Consider the following 22,155-nt stretch of genomic DNA (forward strand, 5'->3'; position numbering starts at 1 on the left):
GACCGCAGCCCGCTGTTGCATTGCGAGAGGGGAGACACGGATGGCCCGCACAGACCGCTTCGACGGAATTCTGGAACGGGGCTGGAACCGTTTCCGTACCCGACTCGCCGGACGGATCGCGGCGCTCGGAAGGGGCGAGCAGATCGAACTCGCAGCAGAGACTGCAGGTGATCACACCACCTTGGTGAAAATCGTGGCGCTCGACGCACGGAGCATCGAGGTCGAGATGACAGGCTCCGCACCGCGCATCAGCCCTGCACGTCAGGCCGACGAGATCGCGCAGCGGATCGTCTCGGCACTGCGCGAGAACTACAGCGTGCTGCACCCCACCTTCCTGCGAAGCGACGAACCCGACGCCCCCCGCACATTGCGCTCCCGCGTCGGTGAGGCACTGCGTCTACAGTTCGGCCGGCCGATCCCCACCGACGCAGACGGAGACTATGTCGTCATCGTCGATTCGCAGGCGGTGTTCGTCGTGGTCGACGACAGCGCTCGCACCATCCAACTCTGGGCGCCGCTGCTGCACGGCATCAGCGGGCGCGCGCAGGCTGCCGAGGAATTGCTCGAACTCAACCGCGCATGGCCGCACATCAAACTTCTTCTCGTCGAAGACAGGCTGGTGGCGACGATCGACGTGATGGGCGACCCGTTCGTACCCCGACACCTCATCGACCTCTTCGGCGCCCTGAGAGCGCTCCTCGGCACAGTCGACACCGGATTCGCGCAGCGCTTCGACGGGGAGCGATACACCGGCGACACCGACGCAGAGCCCACGCTGTTCGACGAGCCGACAGTGTTCGACGAGCCGAGCTGATCTTCGACGAGGTGAGCTGAACAGACACCCGGCTGGTCTGGAGCATCAACGCCAGCTGGGCAACCACAGCTCGTTGTGCCAGTGCCCCACCGTGATGGGCAGCCCGGTCAGGATCGGCCACAACCACACGAAGTTCGCGACCACCAGACCCACGTAGAGACAGACCACGAGCAGACCGGTGGTTCGCCGCTCCGGCGACGCGTGACGCTGACCCAGCACCTCACCGAGAACGAGCGTGACCCCCATGACGAGGAACGGCGCGAGCGGAACCGCATAGAAGTAGTACATCTGCCGATCGAGACTCGCGAGCCACGGCAGAATGCCCGCCCCGTAACCGGTGAGCACTGCCGCCCAACGCCAATCGCGGCGCACCAGCATCTGCCACAGACCCCACCCGAGGACGGGCACCGACACCCACCACAGGGCCGGAGTGCCGATGAGCATCACGGCCTTGACACATTCGTCGGCTCCGCAACCGTCGATGTTCGACCCGTCCGCGAAGTAATACAGCATCGGGCGCAACCCCATAGGCCACGTCCAGGGCTTCGACTCCCACGGATGGATGTTGCCTGCGGAGTTGGTCAGACCGGAATGGAACTGCAGGACACTTGCGCTGTAGTACCACAGCGACCGCAGTGCGTCCGGCACGAACGAGAAGGCGCTGTCGTGGCCGATCTGATTGCCTACCGCGTGTCGGTAGACGCCGGTCTCACTGGCGAACCATGACCAGAAGGTCGCCAGGTAGACGCCGATGGGAATCAGCACCAGCGCGTACAGCGCGGGACCGATGTCCCGGAGTGCGGTGCCGACCCATGGTCGTTGCACACCGTAGGACCGGCGCGTAGCGAGGTCGAATGCCACCGACATCAGACCGAAGAACGCGATGAAGTACAGCCCCGACCATTTGGTTCCCACGGCCAGCCCCAGCAGAACGCCGGCTCCGAAACGCCACCACCGCACCCCGAAACGAGGCCCCCACACCGAGTCGCCGAGACGGCCTTCGGCGTACACACGGGCCATACGCTGCCGGATGTCGTCGCGGTCGACGAGCAGGCATCCGAACGCGGCGACGACGAACACCGCCTGGAATATGTCGAGCATGCCCATACGCGAGGAGACGAACGTGACTCCGTCGACGATGAGGAGCAGCCCGGCGACGGCACCGAGCATCGTCGACTGCGTCATCCGGCGCACGATGCGCACCACCAACAGCACCAGGACGACGCCGGCGACGGCAGACGAGATCCGCCAACCCCAGCCGTTGTAACCGAACAGTGCCTCGCCCACCGCAATGAGCTGCTTACCGATCGGCGGGTGCACCACGAGCCCGTATCCGGGGTTGTCCTCGATCCAGCCGCCGGTGAGGACCTGCCAGCCCTGCGGGACATAGTGTTTCTCGTCGAACACCGGTGTCCTGGCGTCCGTCGGATAGTTCAGCATCGTGAAACGCGTGATGGCGGCGAGCACCGTGACGAACGCCGTGACGACCCAACCGCGTGCCCGATCGGTCGGGCCGGACGGTGGAGGGGGCACTTGCGGAGCGGGGCTCAAGAGGCGACGGGGCGGGGCCTCGGAAGGGCGCAGGTCCGTCGCGATCACAATCCGATCGTAGGCTGAACCGCATGCAGGCAGAGAATCCGGGACAACACGCGAATCCGGGACAGGGTCGGCTCGTGCTGGCCGCAACTCCGATGGGCGATATCGGCGACGCATCCAAGCGGCTTTGCGACGCGCTGGCCACCGCCGACGTCGTCGCAGCTGAAGACACCCGTCGCACTCGGTCTCTCGCTTCCGCGCTCGGCGTGACGATCACCGGCCGTGTCGTGAGCTTCTACGACCAGGTGGAAGTGTCGCGGGCGCCCGCGCTGATCGCCGATATGGAAGGCGGCCGCACGGTGCTGCTCGTCACCGACGCAGGCATGCCGTCGGTGAGCGACCCCGGTTATCGGCTGGTCTCCGCATGCGTCGAGGCGGGTCTGCCCGTGACGTGCCTGCCTGGTCCGTCCGCCGTCACCACCGCACTCGCACTGTCGGGTCTGCCCGTCGAACGTTTCTGCTTCGACGGATTCCCGCCGCGCAAGCAGGGCCAGCGCCGCACATGGCTGGCGACCCTCGCGACCGAGCCTCGGGCCGTCGTGTTCTTCGAAGCGCCGCACCGATTGGCCGCGAGCCTCGCCGATGCCGTCGAGGTCCTGGGCGGACAGCGCCGCGCCGCGGTGTGTCGCGAGCTGACGAAGACCTACGAAGAGGTCAAACGCGGAACTCTCACCGAACTCTCGGAGTGGGCAGCGGACGGGGTTCGGGGTGAGATCACCGTCGTGCTCGAAGGCGCCGCTCCGCGCAGTAGTGACCCGGCCGATCTCGTCGATGACGTCGAAGAACTGGTCGCGGACGGAATGCGGCTGAAAGACGCGTGTGCTCACGTCGCGGGGAGTGCCGTGTCGAAGAAAGAACTGTATGACGCGGTGCTGGCTGCTCGGCGAGTCTGACCTCTCCACCGGCACACCCCGGGCCTACACTTTCCCTCCATCGGATTCAGCCATCGGCGGACGAGCAGGAGAAGTGTATGGACGCTGTCAACGATTTCCTCGTCGAGGTGGCCGGGGTGGTGTGGGGGCCGTATCTGCTCATCCCCCTACTCCTCGGAACGGGCCTGCTCCTGACCATCCGGCTCCGCGGAGTGCAGTTCCGCAAGTTGGGGCCCGCACTGAGACTGGGGTTGATCACCCGTAACGACCCCGGTGCCGCCGAAGGCGACATCTCCCAGTACCAGGCGTTGACCACCGCGCTGGCAGCTACGGTGGGTGTGGGCAACATCGCCGGTGTCGCGACGGCCATCTATCTCGGCGGCCCCGGTGCACTCTTCTGGATGTGGGTCACCGGCCTGGTCGGTATGGCGAGCAAGTACTCGGAGGCGTTCCTCGGGGTCAAGTACCGCACCAAAGATGCCAAGGGGGAGCAGAGCGGCGGTCCGCAGTATTACCTCGCCCGCGCGATCCCGAACAAGTTCGGCCTGGTGCTGAGCCTGGTGTTCGCCGTGTTCGCGGTGCTCGCGAGCTTCGGTATCGGCAACATGACGCAGGCCAATACCGTCGCGACGCAGATGGACGGCACGTTCGGGGTGCCGACATGGCTCAGTGGCGCCATCATGATGGTGCTCGCCGCCGCGGTGCTCCTGGGTGGAATCAAGTCGATCGGCAGGGTCACCGCGGGGTTCGTGCCCGCCATGATCGTTCTGTACGTGGGTGCGGGCATTCTCGTGCTGGCCGTCAACGTCGGCGAGATCCCCGCGGCCCTGGGCCTGGTGTTCACCGACGCCTTCACCGGAACGGCCGCGACCGGCGGATTCATCGGATCCGTGTTCATGGCCGCGATGCGCTACGGAGTCGCGCGCGGCATCTTCTCCAACGAGTCGGGCATGGGTAGTGCCGCGATCGCGGCCGCCGCAGCCCGCACGACACACCCCGTGCGTCAGGGTCTGGTGTCGATGACCCAGACGTTCATCGACACCATCATCGTGGTGACCTTCACCGGCATGGTCATCATCACCACCGGTGCCTGGCAATCGGGCGAGGAGGGTGCCGCGATGACCTCCACGGCCTTCGCAGACGGTCTGGGCGGCGAGTGGGGCAGCTGGATCGTGGCGATCTCCGTCGTGTTCTTCGCGTTCTCGACGATCCTCGGATGGTCGTACTACGGCGAACGCTGCGTCGAACGTTTGGTCGGCCGAGGCGGCGTCGTGCCTTATCGCGCGATCTTCGTGGTCGTGGTGTTCATCGGCGCGACCACCGAGCTCGAGGTGGTGTGGAACTTCTCCGACGTGATGAACGGTCTGATGGCGTTGCCGAACCTCATCGGCCTGATCCTGCTGTCCGGGATGATCGCGCGGGAGACGAAGGCGTACCTCGACCGCGACCCGTACCTGCTCGGGGAGCCACCGACCCGGGAATCCGACAAGGCGTAGCCGGTACGCAGTACCGAACACAGGTACGCGACCGCGAAAACGCGACGGCCGGACGATCATCGATCGTCCGGCCGTCGCTCTCCCGATTCAGGACGCCCGCCGCACCGAAGGGAACTACCCCTCGATCAGTTCCGCTCGGCGCCGAGCACTCGCCCTGGTGCAAGGTGACCTTGCGTGGTGATCAGTTTTCCGTCCGTTGGCAACGCTCTCCAATCCTGAAACACTGCGGAACGGGTATCATCCCAGCTCGGACATGGTGAGGAATTTTTCCGCAGCGGACTTTCGACGGCGGATTCTCCCGCGGAAGGCAGATCGGAAGGGCGCGGAACGTGAGTGCGGACGAGGACGCGACGCATGGCGCAGACCATCGGCGCTTCTTCGCCGACCAGCTCCTCATGTTGTTCGCCGCTGCGGGTCGTCCTGCGCTGAAGAAGGTCGTGTCGGGCGCGTCCGCCATCTCGCGCGCAGTCGGAAACGACCGCACCGTGTCGGTGCAGCGGATCAGCGACTGGCGTAGCGGTAAGCGCGTCCCCGCGAGCTTCGAGTCGGTCCACCCGGTGCTCGTCGTGTTGATCCGCTCCGCCCGCGAACTCACCGCCGAGCCCCCGGCTCCGGGCCTCTACTCCCTCAAGCAGTGGGAGACGTGGTGGAAGGCCGCGCGAGGTGAGACCGGTGGCGGCCGGTCGACGGACAGGTCACCCACGGTGATCGTGGACACGCGACCCTACAAGGGGCTGTCGGCCTATCGCGCCGACGACGCGCGGATGTTCTTCGGCCGGACGCAGAGCATGCGCATGCTGGCCGACACCGTCGTCGCGGCGCACGGACAGGGACCGGTGATCGTGACCGGCGCGTCCGGGGTGGGGAAGTCCTCACTCGTCCAGGCCGGTCTGATCCCGTTGATGTGCGGTGGCGGCGACTGCGTCCCGGTGGTGTTCACCCCGGGCTCGGACCCCGTGGGCCGTCTCGTGGAAGCGTTGCCGACTCTCGCCGGAATCGATGAGCTATCCGGCGATGCCGCGGCCGACCGGACCGCGGTGCACGAGGCGATGGCCACCGAAGCGGAGAAGTCGTCGGTGTCGACGCTGTTGGTCGTGGTCGACCAGTTCGAGGATCTGTTCACCCAATGCGACGATCCCGACAGCCGCACACTCTTCCTGACACTGCTCGAACACATGTCGACGGCCGGCGACACCGATGCTCCCGCGCACGTCGTTGCGACGATGCGTTCCGATTTCTACGAGCAGGCCGTGACCTACCCGGCGCTCGCCCGTGCGCTCGAACGCCGGAGCAAGGCCGTCCAGCCGTTGGACCGGGACGATCTCGTCGAGGTCATCTCTGCGCCGGCCAAACTGCTCGGTGTACGTCTCGAACCGGGACTCGTCGACCTGATCCTCCATGACCTGGGCGTGCTGGCGCCGGGGGACATCACGGGAACCGAGTTGCCGCTGTTGTCGCATCTGCTCGACACGATGTGGGACAAACGCACCGGTGGCGCGCTGACCGTGGCCGGCTATCGCGCGACCGGCGGCGTGCGCGGGTCGATTGCGGCCAGCGCCGAGCGAGCCTGGGAAAGTCTCGGCGAACGCGACCGCGAGATCGTGCGGACGTTGATGGTCCACCTCGTCTACGTGACGAACACGGGTACCGATGTGAAGATGGCTCGCCCGCTCTCCGTGCTTCTCGCGGTGGGAAGCGAGGACCGCGCGACCGCGGCGAGAGTCGTGGACCATTTCGTGTCGGCGCGCGTGCTCGTCGTCCACGAGGGGCACGTCGAACTCATTCACGACGCGGTGATCGTGGCGTGGCCGCGTCTGAAGTCGTGGATCCAGGAGGATCGGCAGTTCGCGGCGTCGCGTCAGCAGATCGAGGCCGATGCTGCGAACTGGATCGAGAGCGACCGCAACAGGGGCCTGCTCTATCAGCGCGACCGGATGGATCTGCTCTCCGAACAGGGCGCGCGTTTCGGTGGCAGGGCGGCGGGGGAACGGTCCGTCGCCGCGATCAGTCCGGCCGCCCGCGAGTTTCTCCGGGCGTCCCGACGGCAGGTCGATTGGCAGCGACGTCGCCGCGGCGCAGCACTCGCAGGGCTGGTGCTGCTGACGATCGTCGCCCTCGTGATGGGTGGTCTGGCGTGGGTCGGCAAGAACCGCGCCGACGACGAACGTAAGGCCGCGCAGTTCCAGCAGGTCGTGGCGCTGTCGGATTCGACCCGCTCGGACGATCCGACGGAGTCGGCGCATCTCGCGCTGGCCGCGACCTCTCTCGAAGGCGACAGTGATGTCGCCTATTCGAGACTCCTCGCCACGCAGGGAGTGCCGTTGGCCAGAGTCCTGGTCGGGCATACCGGGCCCATCTACGGAGTCGCGGTCTCGCCCGACGGTGCGACGTTGGCGTCGGCCAGTGATGACGGCACGGTGCGCCTGTGGTCGTTGGCGGGGGACATCTCGGCGATCGGCGACCCGCTGGTGTCGTCGTCGAACTACATGGCGTCGGTGTCGTTCAGCCCGGACGGGCGTTATCTCGCCGCCGGCGGCGGCGACGGGAGTGTGTGGATCTGGGACATGTCCGACCGTGGCTCACCGCGACCGGTGCTGGACCATCGCGTGCTGGGATCGGGTGCTGTGCACAACGTCCGATACAGCCCGGACGGGCGGACACTGGCGGTGCCCTACGACGACGGTTCCGTCGTGCTCCTCGACACCTCGGAACCCGCGACAGGGCGGTTCCCCGATACACGGATACACGGTCACTCGGGCGGGGTACGGACTGTCTCGTTCCGCACCGACGGTTCGGTGCTGGCCACCGCCAGCGACGACCGCACGGTGCGACTGTGGGACGTGTCCGACCGCTCGGCGCCGGCCCCTCTGGGTGAACCCCTGACCGGGTTCGGTGATGTCGCGCATTCTGTCGGGTTCAACGCGGACGGCACCCTCTTGGCTGCGAGCAGCGATGACGGTGTGTTGTGGTTGTTCGACACCACCGATCCGCGGGCACCCGAGCAGTTCGGGACACCGGTGCGGGCACACACCGGTGGCGTGTGGAGTGTGTCCTTCCTGCCGGACGGCGTCACCTTGGCAAGCGCATCGTGGGACGGCACCGCGAAGCTGTGGTCGGTGGACAAGGAAGCGCGGCGGATCGACGAGCTCGCACCCGCCCTCACAGGACACGGTGGTGGTGTACCCGCACTGACGGTCACCCCCACCGGCGACACGATCATCACCGGGGGTCAGGATGCGAACCTGCGCATCTGGACCATGCCGCATCGCCGCGTGTTCGTCTCCCCGGCGGCGTTGACACTGCCCGTCACCGACCGGACCGGCGACATCGTCGCCACCGGCAGCTACGACTCGGTCGTTCGGCTGTGGCACGTCGATGACGGAGGGTGGTCCCGCGTCGGCCAGGTGGAGCTCACGCGTCCGCTCGGCGGCGGCTACGTGAGTGCACTGTCGCCGTCGGGTGACATTCTGGCGGCCGCGGCAACCTCGGGTGGCAGCGTCGAGTTGTGGAACGTCGCCGAGCCTGCGGCGCCCAGGCGGCTGGCCGCACCGCTCGTGCTCGCCACCCGATTCACCTCGGCCCTCGCATTCGGTCCGGAGGGCACGACCCTGGTGACGGGCAACGACGATCATTCGGTGCAACTGTGGGATCTGTCCGATCCGGCAGCGCCCGAGCCGTGGGGGGAACCACTCGGCGGACCGACCAACCTGGTGCGGCACGTCGCGATCAGCCCTGACGGACGCAGCCTCGTCGCGACCAGCGCCGACGGCCGGATCTACGCCTGGGACATCACGGACCGGACTGCTCCCCGATCCGTGGCCGTCACCGAGGGACACTCCGCGGGCGTGAACGGTCTGGCGTTCACCCCCGACAGTTCGGTTCTCGTCACCGGTGGTGACGATCATCAGGTGGTGGTGTGGGACCGCGACGACGCGGGAGGTTTCACTGCCCGCGCCACGCCGCTGCGCGGGCACACGGGCACGGTGTACTCGGTGTCGGTGTCGCCCGACGGTGAGCGCGTCGTCAGTGGCAGCGATGACGGCACGGTCCGATTGTGGGATGTGTCGGATCCCGACGGCATGCGCGCGGTGGGTGGGCCGATCACCGATACCGGGGTCGGGCGGTGGCAGGTGATGTTCCATCCCAACGGCACGGTGATCGCCGCGGGTGGTGACGGCGTGTTGCGCACCTGGAGTCTGGACCCCGACACGGTCGTCGAGCGGATCTGCTCCGCGACCTCGGGACAGCTCAGGGAACTCCTGCCGCAGTTCGGACTACCGCTTCCGCACGACGAGGTGTGCTGAGCGACAGGGTGCTCGCTGCCTTGTCGAGGCATTCCTGCCATTCGGCCGCGGGGTCGGAGTCGATGGTGATGCCGCCGCCCACCCCGAGTGCGCAGGTTCCGTCTGCACCGAATTCGACGGTGCGGATCGCGACGTTCAGTTCGGTGCCCGCGAGCGGACTCGCCATACCCACTGTGCCGCAGTAGACGCCGCGCGACGACGGTTCCCACTGCTGCAGCAGTTCACGGGCACGAGTCTTCGGGCACCCCGTGACCGAGGCGGGCGGGAACGTGGCATCGAGGAGATCGCGGACGGACACGCCGGGACGGGCAGTCGCGGTGACGGTCGAGACCAGGTGCCACACACCGGGTGCGGGCCGGACGGCGAGGAGTTCGGGCACGGCGATGCTGCCGGGTTCGGCCACCCGGCCGAGGTCGTTGCGGACGAGGTCGACGATCATGATGTTCTCTGCGACATCTTTGACGGATGCCTGCAGATCGTCGGGGTCCCGGTCCAGCGGGAGTGTGCCCTTGATGGGGCTCGAGGCGAGTCGGTGACCGTGACGGGAGACGAACAGTTCCGGAGACAGTGACGCCACCGCACCCCAGGGGCCTTCGAGGTAGGCAGCGCGGTCCGGGCATGTACGGGTGATTGCGTCGGAGAAGAAGGCGAGGGGGCTGCCGGTGTAGTCGCCGGTGAACCGGGTGCACACGCATGCCTGGTACACCTCGCCCGCGCGGATGGCATCGAGGCACTGCTCGACGCCGTGTCGGTGGGCATCACGGTCCGGCAGGGACCAGTCGATGTCCCAGCGTGGTTCGGGGCTCGCTGTGTTGTCGACCGTCACTGCGGGATCGAGTACCGCGCGGGCCAGCGCATCGGGACACGTGTCGTCGGTGAGGGTTTCGTACCACCAGCACCCGTCGGGGTCGAGACGCAGGACTGTGTCGGACCAGCCACCCGCCGCGGCGGGAAGTGCGGAGGGGTGCGAGGTGGTCGTGTCCGGGTAGGCGAGGTACCCGATCCACCCGCCGCCGATGAGGGGTCCACCGGCCCGGACCTGTGCGTCCGGGCAGGTGAACGACTCCGCGGCCGACACCGGCGCGACTTCGAGTGACGGCGCAACCACGGCCGCAGAACCGAACCAGGCTCCGGTGAGCGCAGCCGGCGGAGGTATACCGAGGCGCCGGGCGCGCTCACCGAGAGCGCCGAGTACCTGAGCGGGTGTGCCTCCGCGTCCGAGTCGTTCCATCCGCATACGACAAGCCTGTCACGATGGAGACGATGCCCCGAATCGGGTCAGCTTGTCGGGGTTGCGCACCGCGTACACGCCGGTGATCAGGCCGTCTGCGATCTCGAAGAGGAAGACGAGGTCGAGTACGCCGCGCGAGTACACGATCACGCCCGGTGCGGTGTTGACGATTGCTGTGTCGATCGTCATGTCGGGTAGTTCCACGCGTGCGAGTCCGGAGAACAGGCGCGCAACCTTCTGCGCGCCGTGGACCGGCACCTTGGCCGCTGTGACCTTGCCTCCGCCATCCGCGATGTAGACGGCATCGGGTGCGAGCAGCCGGAGCAGTCCGTCGAGATCGCCGGTCATCGCGGCCGCGAAGAACTCACCGACCACACGGTCGGTCTCCGCGTTTGCCGGTGTGAAGCGCCGTCGCCGCTCCTGAACGTGGTCGCGGGCGCGGTGGGCGACTTGCCGGACGGCGGCCTGGGTGCGGTCGACAGCGTCGGCGATGTGCGCGTAGTCGAACCCGAACACCTCGCGCATCACGAACACCGCCCGCTCGAGCGGGCTCAACGTCTCGAGGACCAGCAGCATCGCCATCGACACCGATTCGGCGAGTTCGACTTTCGCCGACGGATCGGTGCCGCCCTCGTCCGCAGCGGTGAGGAGCGGTTCGGGCAACCACGGCCCGACGTAGTCCTCACGCCGCCGCTGTGCCGAACGCAGCGAATTGAGTGCCTGCCGCGTGACGACCTGCGCCGCATACGCGCGAGGATCTTCGATCGTGTCGGGATCGACCTTCGCGTACCGTAGGTAGCTGTCCTGGAGCACGTCTTCGCTGTCGGCGACGCTGCCGGTGATCTCGTAGGCGATCGAGAACAGCAGGCCACGGTGGTCGGTGAACACCTGGGCCGACGACGTGTCGTCGGAGTTCACCGCGCCACCACTGCGTCGGTGGCGGGGCCCGCCGGGATGTAGGGCGCGTGGCCTCGGGCTTGGCGTTGCATGAACCAGATCGTGCCACGCAAGATGCCTTCCTTGGCGAGAGCACCGGGCCTTCCTCGTACCGCCGTCGCGCGGGGTGTGTCGGCGGACGTGGTGAACTGCAGCGCGGCCCGACTGCGGCCCAGCGAGATGCATTGCGCGGTGAATCCGAGCGACAGCGGGTCGGGGTCGCGACCCTGCAGTACATCCCACACGGTGCCGGCGCCGTGCACGCCGAGCGGAATAGCGGCCTGGCAGCTCATCCGGACGTAGGGCCGGTCTGCGATGGTGACGGCGTCGCCCACGCCGATCACGTTGCTGCGGTTCGTCGACCGAAGTGTGGCATCGACGCGCAGGCGACCGGAGTCGTCGACGTCGAGTCCGCTGCGGTGTGCGAGATCGGGTACCGAGAATCCTCCTGCCCACACCGTGAGGTCGGAGGGCGACTCGGTGTCGTCGTCGAATCGCACAATGCCGTCGGAGATCTCGGTGACGGCCACGCCTGCCAGGATCTCGATTCCCAATCCGGTCAGGGTGCGTCGCAGGTATCGGCGGGTGCGGTCGGGGAGGTCCGGCCCCGGATCGCCGACGAGGGTGTAGCGGTGCTTTCGGTGCGCCGAGGCGAGTTCGGTGACGGTTTCGATGCCGGTGAATCCGCCGCCGACGACCGTGACGGTGGCGCCGTCGGGCAACGCCTCGATCGCGGTATGCAACGCCGACGCCGCTTCGAGGTCGGACACCGAATACGCCCGTTCGCCGCCCGGGACGCCCACGCGGGCCGGTCCGCTCCCGACCGCGTACACAACGGCGTCGCATGTCGATACCGATCCGTCTCCGAGTAGCACTGCACCGTCGTCGATACGTTCGACGGTGCCCACACAAAGTTCGGCGCGGGGATGGAGCAGGTCGGTGAGGACGTGCGTCGCCGATCCGGTCGCGGCCGCATGCTGGTGCAGCCGGGTTCGTTCGACGAACACCGTTCGCGGATTCACCACGGTCGCCGCGACGTCGGGGTGTTCGGAGAGCAGTCTGTTCGTCGCCATCACTCCGGAGTACCCGGCACCGACGACCACCACGTGGAATCGGATGTTGTTCATGGTCTTCGCCCCAATACAGTCGTGTCGAAATGCAGACGTGTCGAATGTGTCAGTGATGGGACACCGCCCGGATCGAGAATGTGACACCCGGCAGAAAAGGATCTCGGAGTGGTGGCGCTCAGTGGCCCAGCGGCGACTGTCCTGGCTCGAGCAATGCGTTCTCGGCGGCGTCGCGTCCGGCATGGAAACCGTCGGAGTCGACACCGCGACCACCCGAGGATCGGGTGGTGGGGAACAGGCGCCGGAACTCCGCGTCGACGGCCTCGGAGCGTCGCGCGAGAATGGGCGCGAGATCGGTCATGGGTACCCGCGCGTCGGCGGCGGCCTCGGCCGTGGCGTGGGCCTGGACCTCGCGGAGTCGCTCGCCGATGCGGTTCGCGAAACCGGTGAGGAAGGCGCGGCGGAACGAGGTGGCGCCGCCACCGCGTCGGCCGGCGGTTCCGGCCGAGTTCATGGCGCGGGTGCTCTGGACGAGCAGCGACGTGAACAGCATTTCGACCTGCTCGAGGTCGACGACCGTGCCGACGATGGTCGCGATCTGCACGCGCGTGAACCACACCGTGCGGACCCGGTTCGCGTCGCCGATCGCGGTGAGCAGCAGTACTTTCTCCTTCGCGTAAGGACGTTCGAGGTGGAGGCGTCGTCCCCTCACCGGGTCGGTGGCCGACCCGGCGCTGTCGAGGACGGCCGCACCCACCGCGTACCGGGTCATGAGCTCCTGGGCCTTGGCGGTGAATGCCTCTGCTTCGTCGGGGAATTCGGTGGATTCGGCCTTCGAGAGCAACCCGCGGATGCGTTCGAGCACACGCGGATCCGGGGCGGAGGGAGCGGTGCCGTCCGGTGCCGTGCGTATCTCAGGCCACAGCGACGGAGGCGTGGTCAGGTGGGTGAACCGGGGGAGGTACTTCCATGTGTAGGCGAGCCCGTCGACCTGGAACCGCGACACGTGCGGCAGTACGCGGAACAGGCTCGCCTCGAACGGGCGGTCGGGTTCGGTGATACGAGCGATCGCGGGGTGGCGGTCGCCGATCGTGCGGACTTGGTGCAGCCATTCGGTGGGTGCGCGATGGGCTGCCCGAGTGCGGTGGGCATCGAACAACACGGACGCGGCGGCGAGGGGGACGTCGGTGGGGTCGCCCGAGTGCGCGGCCATGTGGAGTACGTCGGCGGGCTGCCACCCGCGCTCGTAGGCGCCGTTCAGCTCGTCGAGCAGAATCTCGGCGCGCACCTCATCGGTTCGAATGTATGTTCCATTGCTCGGCATGGACAGAGTGTGGCGGACGGCACCGACAGGTTCCGCCGCCGCAGTCAGGAGGGGTCTTTCGGGGGGCGACCATGGTTGTGCAGTGCAGCGGTTTCACGTCCGACCGTGTCGGCGAGACCACTCGTCATACGCAGCAGAATCTCGAGTTCGGCGTCGGTGTAGGTGTCCAAATGGGTGGCGACCGCGGAACCGAGGCCGGCGAACAAGGGGGCGACCGTGTCGGCGGCCGCCTCATCTGCGAGTTCGACGAGGACCCTGCGGCGGTCGGTGGTGTCGCGAGTGCGTCGGACGTATCCCGCCCGCTCGAGCCGGTCGATCATCGCGGTGACCGCGCCGCCGCGGGTGATGCCGATCCGGTCCGCGAGCTGCCCCGGTGTCCGGGGGCCGTCGAGGCCGAGGATGTTCAGGCACGTCAGATCGGTGACCGCGATGCCGAGATGGGAGGCAACTGCGGAATGGAACATCACCGAGCGTGATGCCTGGCGCCGCAGTGCGTCGTCGAGCGAATTCAGTACCTCGCTCCGGGTTTTCCCTGATGGCATCACGCGCCCTTCGGAATATTCTCTCTAATACAGAGCAACTCTAAATCAGAGAATAACCTGACAGGGGTGAACGATGAGAAAAGCCATACCAACACTGTGCCTGTGTCTGCTGGTGGTTTTCGTAGGAATCCAGTTCGGTGCCGGCTGGTACGAGAAACTCGTGGTCGTCCCACTGTGGTCCGACGCTCCGCCCGACCGGATGCTCGGGATCATGCACGACTCCGGCATGTACTCGGCCGGACGGGTGTTCTGGCCGTTCGTCTCGCCGGTAGTGGCACTTCTCGCGGTGGTGAACCTGGTACTGGCGTGGCGCGCGACGTCACCGAACCGCCGATGGTGGCTGGCAGGTTCCTCACTGATGACCGTGTACGCCGTGTTCAGCTACGGATACTTCGTCCCGCAGATGCTGCTGTTCCAATCCGGCGGCGATCAGTGGTCGGCGCAGGAGATCGAGTCGTTCGCGACGTGGTGGACCGGCCTGAACTACGTGCGCATGCTCATCGGCGGCCTCGGCTGGTTGTGTGCGCTGCGGGCCCTGTCCCTCTCCTCGGCGCCGGAGGTTGAGGTGGAGGCACAACCCGAGACGGCAGAGTCCGGGCCGCATCGGATGCAGCCCGGACCCGGATGACGCGTTGGGTGCTCAGTCCTCGTCGACGAAACGCGGGAACACCGGCGATGGTGCAGGTAGCGCGGTGCCCGGCACGAGACGTGTCGCGATATCGGAGAACTGCCGGGCCTCCGGCCCCTGACCGAGCAGATCGAGGATCGTGGAGCCCGCATCCGGCATCACCGGCTGGACCAGGATGCCCACGACCCGCACCACCTCGAGCGTCACGTACAGCACCGTGGCCATCCGTGCGGGATCCGTCTTGCGCAGCACCCACGGCTCCTGCGCCGAGAAGTACCGGTTGGTCTCGCCGAGCACATGCCAGATCGCTTCGAGGCCGAGGTGGATCTGTTGTTCCTCGAACTCGGCGCGGACCTTCTCGAGCAGCGCATCGGCCTGCGCGAGCATCGCCTCGTCGTCGGTGGTGAACTCACCGGGCGTCGGAACCTGCCCGTCGAGATTCTTCGCGACCATCGTCAACGACCGCTGCGCGAGGTTGCCCAGATCGTTGGCGAGATCGGCGTTGATTCGGGTGACGATGGCCTCGTGGCTGTAACTGCCGTCCTGGCCGTACGAGATCTCGCGGAGCAGGAAGAAGCGCAGCGGATCGAGGCCGTACTTCTCGACCATCTCGATCGGGTCGACGACGTTGCCGACCGACTTCGACATCTTCTCGCCCTTGTTGAACAGGAAGCCGTGCACGAACACCCGCTTGGGCAGTTCGAGACCGGCCGACATGAGGAACGCCGGCCAGTACACAGTGTGGAAGCGGGTGATGTCCTTGCCGATGATGTGCAGATCGGCCGGCCAGTACCGCTTGTACGACTCCGACTCGGTGTTGGGGAAACCGGCGCCCGTGAGGTAGTTCGTCAGGGCGTCGACCCACACGTACATCACGTGATCGGGATGGCCGGGAACGGGCACACCCCAGTCGAAGGTGGTGCGGGAGATCGACAGGTCCTTGAGTCCGCCCGAGACGAAGCTGACGATCTCGTTGCGCCGTGTCGCGGGCGCGATGAACTCGGGATGCTCGTCGTAGAGTTTCAGGAGCTTGTCCTGGTACGCCGACAAGCGGAAGAAGTACGTCGATTCCTCGGTCCACTCGACCGGCGTGCCCGTGTCGGTGGACAGGCGCGACCCGTCGTCCTGCAGGGTGGTCTCGGCCTCGGTGTAGAACGCCTCGTCGCGCACCGAGTACCAGCCCGCGTAGGTGTCGAGGTAGATGTCGCCGTTGTCGACCATGCGCTGCCAGATCGCCTTGCTGGCCTCGAGGTGATCGTCGTCGGTGGTGCGGATGAACCGGTCGTACGAGACGTTGAGGAACTTGTCGAGAGCCTCGAAGACATCGGAGTTGCGCCGCGCGAGTTCCGTGACGGAGATGCCTTCCTTCGACGCCGTCTGCTGCATCTTCAAGCCGTGCTCGTCGGTGCCGGTGAGGAACCGGACGTCGAAGCCGTCGAGGCGCTTGAATCGCGCGAGAGCGTCGGTGGAGATGTACTCGTACGCGTGCCCGATGTGCGGGACCCCGTTGGGGTACGCAATCGCGGTGGTCACGTAGTACGGCGGTCGGGTGGGATCAGCGGCAGTCATGATGGCCATTACTTTATAGGGCGTGAGTAGAAGTCGTCCCGCCCCCGAAGCCCCGGAACCGCTGGCACCCCTCGTCGATGCCCATACCCACCTCGATGCGTGCGGTGCGGTCGATGCTGCGACCACCGCGGCGATCGTGGACCGGGCGGCCGCGGTGGGTGTCGGTCGGGTGGTCACGGTCGCCGACGACCTCGCCGCCGCGCAGTTCGCGGTGCGAGCCGCGCACTGGGACCCGCGGGTGTTCGCGGCCGTGGCGATCCATCCCACGCGAGCGAACAGCCTCGACGATGCGACACGCGCCGAGATCGAGCGGCTCGCCGCCGACCCGCGGTGCGTCGCGGTGGGGGAGACCGGCCTCGATCTGTACTGGCCGGGCAAACTCGACGGTTGCGCCGAACCTGCCGAGCAGGAAGAGGGATTCCGCTGGCACATCGATCTCGCGAAGCGCCTCGGCAAGCCGCTGATGATCCACAACCGCGAGGCCGATGACGATCTGCTGCGGGTACTGCACGACGAGGGTGCGCCCGAGACCGTGATCTTCCACTGCTTCTCGTCGGGTCCCGAGATGGCGCAGGCGTGCGTCGACGCCGGCTACCACCTGAGTTTCTCGGGCACCGTCAGTTTCAAGAACGCCAAGGCGCTGCGCGAGGCCGCGCCCCGCGTGCCGCGCGAGCAGGTCCTCGTCGAGACCGACGCGCCGTTCCTTACCCCGCATCCGTTCCGGGGCGCACCCAACGAGTCGTACTGTCTGCCCTACACGGTGCGGGCCCTCGCAGAGGTGCGCGGCGACGACGCGCTGGAACTCGCCGCAGCGACTACTGTGAATGCCGAACGGGTGTACGGACTTTCGTGAAGAGGCCCTGCATCGGCACTGCGGACGTGAGACCGTGGCTGCATGCACAACTTCGTCTACACGGCACAACCGGCCCGGGTGATCTTCGGTATGGGCACCGCGTCGACGGTCGGCGACGAGGTTCGCCGACTCGGTAGATCGCGCGTGTTGCTGCTCGGTGGCGAACACGTGCGTCCGCAGGCGGATCTCGTCGAACGTGCGCTCGGGTCGTTGCAGGTGGCGCGGTTCGACGGTGCGGTGATGCACACGCCCGTCTCCGTGACCGAGCGTGTTCTGAAGTACGTCACCGAACATCAGGCCGATGCGGTCGTCGCCGTCGGTGGTGGATCGACCACAGGTCTGGCGAAGGCGTTGGCCGTGCGAACCGGGATCGATCAGGTGATCCTGCCGACCACCTACGCAGGTTCGGAGGTCACGCCCACGCTCGGAGAGACTGCGGACGGGGTGAAGACGACGCGGTCGTCGCCCGACATCCTGCCGGAGACGGTGATCTACGACGTGGAGTTCAGTGCCGGTCTGCCGGTGCCGATGGCCGTCACCAGCGCCGTCAATGCGTTGGCACACGCGGTGGAAGCGTTGTATGCCGAGCACGCCAATCCCATCGTCGACGCCCTCGGGTTGCAGGCGATCGCCTCGATCGGCAGAGGACTTCCTGCGCTCGGTGTGGACGGGGCGGACCTCGAGGGCCGCTCCGATCTGTTGCTCGCCGCGTGGTTGTCGGGGGTGTGCCTCGGGTCGGTGGGGATGGCCCTGCATCACAAGTTGTGTCACGTTCTCGGTGGATCGTTCGATCTTCCGCACGCCCCGACACACACTGTGATGTTGCCCCACGTCATGGCCTACAACGCGCCGTCGGTCCCGGGTGTGATGGCCGGAATCGCCGAAGTGCTCGACGTGGACAGCGCACCCGCCGGTGTCTACGACCTCATCGTTTCTGCGGGAGGGCCGACGACTCTTGCGGATCTCGGTATGCGTGAGGCCGATCTCGACGACGCCGCACGGCGGGCGACCGAGAAGACATATCCGAATCCGAGGGAGGTGACGTACGTGGGGGTGCGCCGACTGCTCGGCGAGGCGTTCTCCGGGACACGTCCGGAGTGACTCCGGCGACATGGTCGCCTTTCAGTTGAACCTACAACCTTCGGCCTGTTACTTTGGTTGAACAGTCAACCAGAAGGGGCCTTTCGGCCTCGGAACCGAAAGGCTTTCCATGAACGTTTCCTTCGTCCGCGACATCGGCATCCTGATCGCACGGGTCGGCCTCGGCGCGATCCTCCTGACCCACGGGCTTCAGAAGCTCACGGTGTGGGGCCAGTCCGGCACCGCTGCGGCGTTCGAGGGGATGGGCGTGCCCGCGCCTTCCCTGGGCGCATTCGTCGCGACCTGGGTCGAGATCCTCGGCGGTATCGCGCTGATCCTCGGTCTGTTGGTCCCCGTCTTCGGTGCCCTGCTGTTCGCCGTCATGGCAGGCGCGTTCGTCATCGTTCACGTCGGTAACGGCGTGTACGTGGCCGACGGCGGCTTCGAACTCGTCGCCGCGCTCGGCCTCGGAGCACTGCTCCTCGCTGTAGTGGGTGCGGGACGTTTCAGTGTCGACCACTTCCTCGCGCCGAAGCTCCCGTTCCTCTCGCGGGAAGCTCCGGTGCAGCGGGAACCGGCTCGTAGCGCCGCGTGATCGATCTCGGTGGTCGCAGAGGCGACTGCCGATAGCAGCCGAAGGGCGCATCGCAGGTGATTTCCGGTCACCGCGATGCGCCCTTCGCTTGTTTTCTCCTTGTCGCCGGGGGGTGCTCCGACCGGAAGATCAACGGCGCATGCCGCCCTCGGTAGGAAATTCATCAAGACCGAGAAGAAATGTTATTCCGGCCACAATATCGGCGAATCGGGCAAAGGGTGATCTTTTGTAGCAACACGTGTTGTTATCGAAAATGACGATTCATAACCAGATGGTTATCTTCATAATTCCAGGTAGAGCGCGTGAAGTTGTCAATTCAATTCATGTTCGTTACCGTGCCGTGATCCGAGTCGTCGTCTGTCTGGAATTGTTGTGTCACCCTTCACCAAGATCAACCGAATCAAATCGCCGGTGTTCTTCGCAGTTGTTGCGGCGCTGTTCGTAACCCTTACGGCCGGCGGTATCACCGCACTTGTCAAGCACAAGGACGTCACGCTCGACATCGACGGAGAGCAGCGCGCCTTCGGCACGATGAGCTCGAATGTCGGCGATATCCTTGCCGCCGCCGGCTACGAGGTCGAGGAGCATGATGTTGTCGCTCCGGCTGTCGATTCCGCGGTGTCCGACGGCGACACCATCGTGCTGCGTCAGGCCCGCGAGGTCGCGCTCACCGTCGACGGTCAAGAGCGCACTGTGTGGACCACGGCGCTCACTGTCGACGAAGCCCTGGCGCAGTTCGATCTGAACGATGACGTGTATGTCTCTGCATCGCGTTCGCACCGCTTGCCGCTCGACGGCACCGAGCTCGAGGTCGTCAGCCCCAAGACCGTGCAGTTCGCCGACAACGGTGCGCCGGCCGCACCTGTGCGTCTCGCGGCCCCGACCGTGGGTGAATTCCTGAAAGTGCACAACGTCGCCCTCGAGCAGGCCGACAGCGTGAGTCTCCCCCACGATGCCGCGCTCGAAGAAGGTATGGAGATCGTGGTGACCCGCGATCGCGTCGACAGCCGCACCGAGACCCTGCCGATCGAGGCGCCGCAGAACCGGGTCGACGATCCGAACATGACCGAAGGCGAGACCGCGCTTGACAACCCGGGTGCTCCCGGTGAGCGTTCCGTCACCTTCGACGTCCACACCGTCAACGGTGTCGAGGTCGGCCGTACCGAGACGGCGTCGAACGTTCTGACCGAACCGCAGCCCGCGACCCTTCGTGTGGGCACCATGCCCAAGCCTGCCGTCCCCGCGTCCGGTCGGGCGTCCACCTGGGATTCCATTGCGCAGTGTGAGGCCACCGGAAACTGGTCCATCAACACCGGAAACGGCTTCTACGGTGGCTTGCAGTTCACCCAGCAGACGTGGGCCGGATTCGGCGGTACCGAGTACGCGCCGCGAGCCGATCTGGCCACCCGCGAACAGCAGATCGCGGTTGCCGAGAAGGTTCAGGCAGCACAGGGCTGGGGCGCATGGCCGTCCTGCACCAGCAAGCTCGGCCTCCGCTAGGACGACATGCCGTCTACTCCGGTGCGCTAGGTTCGCCTCGTGCAAGCAGACGATTCAGACGCCACCCCGGCTTCTCCGCGCGGCCTCGCCGCGTTGCTCGGACCCGCAGAGGTCCGGACGCTCGCGGAGGAGTTCGGGGTGCGTCCGACGAAACAACTCGGTCAGAACTTCGTGCATGACGCCAACACGGTGCGGCGCATCGTGTCGGCCGCAGGAGTCGGCCGCGACGACGTGGTGCTCGAGGTCGGGCCAGGGCTGGGGTCTTTGACCCTGGCCCTGCTCGACGTCGTCGACCGTGTGGTCGCGGTGGAGATCGACCCCAGGCTGGCCGAGCGGTTGCCCGCGACGGTCGCTGCTCGTGCCCCGCAGCTCGCTGATCGCCTCGACGTGGTGCCGATGGATGCGATGAAGGTATCGATCGCCGATCTTCCGTCGCAACCGACCGCGCTCGTCGCGAATCTTCCTTACAACGTGGCGGTTCCGGTGCTGTTGCACCTCTTCGCCGAAATCCCCTCGCTGCGCACCGCTCTGGTGATGGTGCAGCTGGAAGTGGCTGATCGCCTTGCCGCGCAACCGGGCAGCAAGGTCTACGGCGTGCCGAGTGTGAAGGCCCGCTACTTCGGCGATGTTCGCCGCGCGGGCTCGGTCGGGCGTTCGGTGTTCTGGCCTGTGCCGAAGGTCGAGTCGGGTCTCGTACGCATCGACCGCTACGAAAACCCGCCGTGGCCCACCGATCCGGGGCATCGCAAGACCGTGTTCGCCGCGGTCGATGCTGCATTCGCTCAGCGCCGCAAGACGTTGCGTGCCGCATTGAGCGGTTGGGCGGGATCGCCCGCCGAGGCGCAGCGGCGCCTTGTCGCAGCGGGTATCGAACCGTCGACACGGGGGGAGCGGCTCGATGCTGCGGCATTCGTCCGGCTCGCCACGATCGGAAATGAGGGCTGAGTCACCGTACGGTGGCATCGGGGCGCGATGTGTGGTCTACTTGAGTCTGGTCGTTAGGTAGTGTGTTTGTGGTTAACCCTCGCACATTTCTAGTTGCGAGCGGATGCGATACCACCACGGAATCGGTTCAGCCGTCGAGTGACAGACCCGGAAGTCGAGACCGACTTCCGACGAGACAGGACGGCGAACGAGCCTCCTGCCTGCAAGTGAAGGAACAGCAATGGCTGAAGGTACTGTGAAGTGGTTCAACGGCGAAAAGGGCTTCGGCTTCATCGCTCCGGCCGATGGTTCGGCTGACGTCTTCGTGCACTTCTCCGAGATCCAGGGCCGCGGCTTCCGCACCCTCGAGGAGAACCAGCGCGTGAGCTTCGAGATCGGCCAGGGCCAGAAGGGCCCGCAGGCCACCGGTGTCAACGTCATCTGACACAGGCTTCTCATCAGCAGGGCCGGCACCCGTTTCGGGTGCCGGCCCTGCTGTGTTCGTTTGTCGAGAATCGAACTGCGTCAGCCGATGACGGCGCCGTGCCCGACGATGCCGACATCCGAGGAACCGGTCGACGAGCCCGTCCCGTCGGCCGAACCGGTGGCGATCCCAGCGGATCCCGTCGGCGGGTTCACGCAGTCGACCATGTTCAACGAACGCAGGACGAGGTCGCCCAGGGAGCACACGCGAGGTGCAGGTGCAGGCTCAGCTGATGCGGTGCCTGCTGTACCCAGGGCAGCTGCCAGTGCGAACGCGCTGACCGCGACGGTGCTTCGCAGAACTCGTCTCATGTATTCCCTCCAGATCCGACGCCGGTGAT

Annotated in this window: 19 protein-coding genes; 11 read left to right on the plus strand and 8 right to left on the minus strand. The window is 66.5% G+C overall.

Annotation, left to right across the window (positions count from 1 at the left end; translation table 11 throughout):
- Positions 1-40 precede the first annotated feature (40 nt).
- Positions 41-814 (plus strand): hypothetical protein, encoded by a 774-nt coding sequence (locus EV641_RS07930; protein WP_132471417.1) that lies wholly within the window; start codon positions 41-43, stop codon positions 812-814.
- Between the two features lie 45 nt (positions 815-859).
- On the opposite strand, the gene EV641_RS07935 is transcribed toward EV641_RS07930, so the two are convergent.
- Complete coding sequence (locus tag EV641_RS07935) at positions 860-2,413, minus strand: phospholipid carrier-dependent glycosyltransferase (RefSeq protein ID WP_241996945.1); 1,554 nt, start codon at positions 2,411-2,413, stop codon at positions 860-862.
- Positions 2,414-2,436: 23 nt separating this feature from the next.
- Between EV641_RS07935 and rsmI the strand changes: the two genes are divergently transcribed.
- The 3 genes from rsmI to EV641_RS07950 all read left to right on the plus strand — a co-directional run bounded on the left by rsmI (position 2,437) and on the right by EV641_RS07950 (position 9,082).
- Complete coding sequence (rsmI, locus tag EV641_RS07940; protein WP_054716592.1) at positions 2,437-3,303, plus strand: 16S rRNA (cytidine(1402)-2'-O)-methyltransferase; 867 nt, start codon at positions 2,437-2,439, stop codon at positions 3,301-3,303.
- 77 nt (positions 3,304-3,380) lie between these two features.
- A complete protein-coding gene (locus EV641_RS07945; RefSeq protein ID WP_054716581.1) occupies positions 3,381-4,778 on the plus strand; it encodes a sodium:alanine symporter family protein in 1,398 nt (465 codons plus the stop codon).
- Positions 4,779-5,107: 329 nt separating this feature from the next.
- Positions 5,108-9,082 carry a WD40 repeat domain-containing protein gene (locus tag EV641_RS07950; RefSeq protein WP_241996946.1) on the plus strand — a complete coding sequence of 1,325 codons (3,975 nt, stop codon included), beginning with the start codon at positions 5,108-5,110 and terminating at the stop codon, positions 9,080-9,082.
- Here EV641_RS07950 and EV641_RS07955 read toward each other — a convergent pair.
- From EV641_RS07955 to EV641_RS07975, 5 genes are all read right to left on the minus strand, one after another.
- Positions 9,027-10,319 (minus strand): aminodeoxychorismate synthase component I, encoded by a 1,293-nt coding sequence (locus EV641_RS07955; RefSeq protein WP_132471419.1) that lies wholly within the window; start codon positions 10,317-10,319, stop codon positions 9,027-9,029. The genes EV641_RS07950 and EV641_RS07955 overlap by 56 nt on opposite strands.
- Before the next feature lie 12 nt (positions 10,320-10,331).
- Positions 10,332-11,231, minus strand: a complete 900-nt coding sequence (locus EV641_RS07960) for an RNA polymerase sigma-70 factor (protein WP_132471420.1) — start codon at positions 11,229-11,231, stop codon at positions 10,332-10,334.
- Positions 11,228-12,376: an FAD-dependent oxidoreductase gene (locus tag EV641_RS07965; RefSeq protein ID WP_199233182.1), complete on the minus strand. Its 1,149-nt coding sequence runs from the start codon at positions 12,374-12,376 to the stop codon at positions 11,228-11,230. Before EV641_RS07965 ends, EV641_RS07960 begins: the two co-directional genes overlap by 4 nt.
- A gap of 118 nt (positions 12,377-12,494) precedes the next feature.
- On the minus strand, positions 12,495-13,640 hold the full coding sequence (locus EV641_RS07970; protein ID WP_132471421.1) for a DUF2786 domain-containing protein: 1,146 nt from the start codon (positions 13,638-13,640) through the stop codon (positions 12,495-12,497).
- Between the two features lie 44 nt (positions 13,641-13,684).
- Positions 13,685-14,182 carry a MarR family transcriptional regulator gene (locus tag EV641_RS07975; RefSeq protein ID WP_132471422.1) on the minus strand — a complete coding sequence of 166 codons (498 nt, stop codon included), beginning with the start codon at positions 14,180-14,182 and terminating at the stop codon, positions 13,685-13,687.
- A 112-nt stretch (positions 14,183-14,294) separates the two neighbouring features.
- Here EV641_RS07975 and EV641_RS07980 point away from each other — a divergent pair, with 112 nt between their 5' ends.
- Positions 14,295-14,810 carry a DUF1772 domain-containing protein gene (locus EV641_RS07980; protein WP_241996949.1) on the plus strand — a complete coding sequence of 172 codons (516 nt, stop codon included), beginning with the start codon at positions 14,295-14,297 and terminating at the stop codon, positions 14,808-14,810.
- A gap of 12 nt (positions 14,811-14,822) precedes the next feature.
- On the opposite strand, the gene metG is transcribed toward EV641_RS07980, so the two are convergent.
- Positions 14,823-16,379: a methionine--tRNA ligase gene (gene metG / locus EV641_RS07985; RefSeq protein WP_132471423.1), complete on the minus strand. Its 1,557-nt coding sequence runs from the start codon at positions 16,377-16,379 to the stop codon at positions 14,823-14,825.
- A gap of 22 nt (positions 16,380-16,401) precedes the next feature.
- Between metG and EV641_RS07990 the strand changes: the two genes are divergently transcribed.
- The 6 genes from EV641_RS07990 to EV641_RS08015 all read left to right on the plus strand — a co-directional run bounded on the left by EV641_RS07990 (position 16,402) and on the right by EV641_RS08015 (position 21,776).
- A complete protein-coding gene (locus tag EV641_RS07990) occupies positions 16,402-17,232 on the plus strand; it encodes a TatD family hydrolase (RefSeq protein WP_132471424.1) in 831 nt (276 codons plus the stop codon).
- A gap of 42 nt (positions 17,233-17,274) precedes the next feature.
- Entirely contained in the window at positions 17,275-18,333 is a 1,059-nt protein-coding gene (locus EV641_RS07995; RefSeq protein ID WP_054717926.1) for a maleylacetate reductase, read from the plus strand.
- A gap of 109 nt (positions 18,334-18,442) precedes the next feature.
- Positions 18,443-18,907: a DoxX family protein gene (locus EV641_RS08000; protein WP_054717923.1), complete on the plus strand. Its 465-nt coding sequence runs from the start codon at positions 18,443-18,445 to the stop codon at positions 18,905-18,907.
- Between the two features lie 372 nt (positions 18,908-19,279).
- Positions 19,280-20,407 (plus strand): resuscitation-promoting factor, encoded by a 1,128-nt coding sequence (locus tag EV641_RS08005; RefSeq protein WP_054717920.1) that lies wholly within the window; start codon positions 19,280-19,282, stop codon positions 20,405-20,407.
- A gap of 39 nt (positions 20,408-20,446) precedes the next feature.
- Positions 20,447-21,352 carry a 16S rRNA (adenine(1518)-N(6)/adenine(1519)-N(6))-dimethyltransferase RsmA gene (rsmA, locus tag EV641_RS08010; RefSeq protein ID WP_054717917.1) on the plus strand — a complete coding sequence of 302 codons (906 nt, stop codon included), beginning with the start codon at positions 20,447-20,449 and terminating at the stop codon, positions 21,350-21,352.
- Between the two features lie 220 nt (positions 21,353-21,572).
- On the plus strand, positions 21,573-21,776 hold the full coding sequence (locus tag EV641_RS08015; protein ID WP_054717914.1) for a cold-shock protein: 204 nt from the start codon (positions 21,573-21,575) through the stop codon (positions 21,774-21,776).
- Between the two features lie 80 nt (positions 21,777-21,856).
- Here the strand turns inward: EV641_RS08015 and EV641_RS08020 are convergent, their stop codons facing one another.
- Complete coding sequence (locus tag EV641_RS08020; RefSeq protein ID WP_132471425.1) at positions 21,857-22,126, minus strand: hypothetical protein; 270 nt, start codon at positions 22,124-22,126, stop codon at positions 21,857-21,859.
- Positions 22,127-22,155: the final 29 nt, after the last annotated feature.

It is taken from the genome of Rhodococcus sp. SMB37 (genome assembly GCF_004345605.1).
Taxonomy (GTDB): Bacteria; Actinomycetota; Actinomycetes; order Mycobacteriales; family Mycobacteriaceae; genus Rhodococcus.

Coding starts and splice junctions, on each gene's coding strand:
- EV641_RS07965 (WP_199233182.1), bottom strand. CDS start 12,376: ATGAACAACATCCGATTCCACGTGGTGGTCGTCGGTGCCGGGTACTCC.
- EV641_RS08020 (WP_132471425.1), bottom strand. CDS start 22,126: ATGAGACGAGTTCTGCGAAGCACCGTCGCGGTCAGCGCGTTCGCACTG.
- EV641_RS07995 (WP_054717926.1), top strand. CDS start 17,275: ATGCACAACTTCGTCTACACGGCACAACCGGCCCGGGTGATCTTCGGT.
- EV641_RS07930 (WP_132471417.1), top strand. CDS start 41: ATGGCCCGCACAGACCGCTTCGACGGAATTCTGGAACGGGGCTGGAAC.
- EV641_RS07970 (WP_132471421.1), bottom strand. CDS start 13,640: ATGCCGAGCAATGGAACATACATTCGAACCGATGAGGTGCGCGCCGAG.
- EV641_RS08015 (WP_054717914.1), top strand. CDS start 21,573: ATGGCTGAAGGTACTGTGAAGTGGTTCAACGGCGAAAAGGGCTTCGGC.
- rsmI (WP_054716592.1), top strand. CDS start 2,437: ATGCAGGCAGAGAATCCGGGACAACACGCGAATCCGGGACAGGGTCGG.
- EV641_RS07955 (WP_132471419.1), bottom strand. CDS start 10,319: ATGCGGATGGAACGACTCGGACGCGGAGGCACACCCGCTCAGGTACTC.
- EV641_RS08000 (WP_054717923.1), top strand. CDS start 18,443: ATGAACGTTTCCTTCGTCCGCGACATCGGCATCCTGATCGCACGGGTC.
- EV641_RS07975 (WP_132471422.1), bottom strand. CDS start 14,182: ATGCCATCAGGGAAAACCCGGAGCGAGGTACTGAATTCGCTCGACGAC.
- metG (WP_132471423.1), bottom strand. CDS start 16,379: ATGACTGCCGCTGATCCCACCCGACCGCCGTACTACGTGACCACCGCG.
- EV641_RS07945 (WP_054716581.1), top strand. CDS start 3,381: ATGGACGCTGTCAACGATTTCCTCGTCGAGGTGGCCGGGGTGGTGTGG.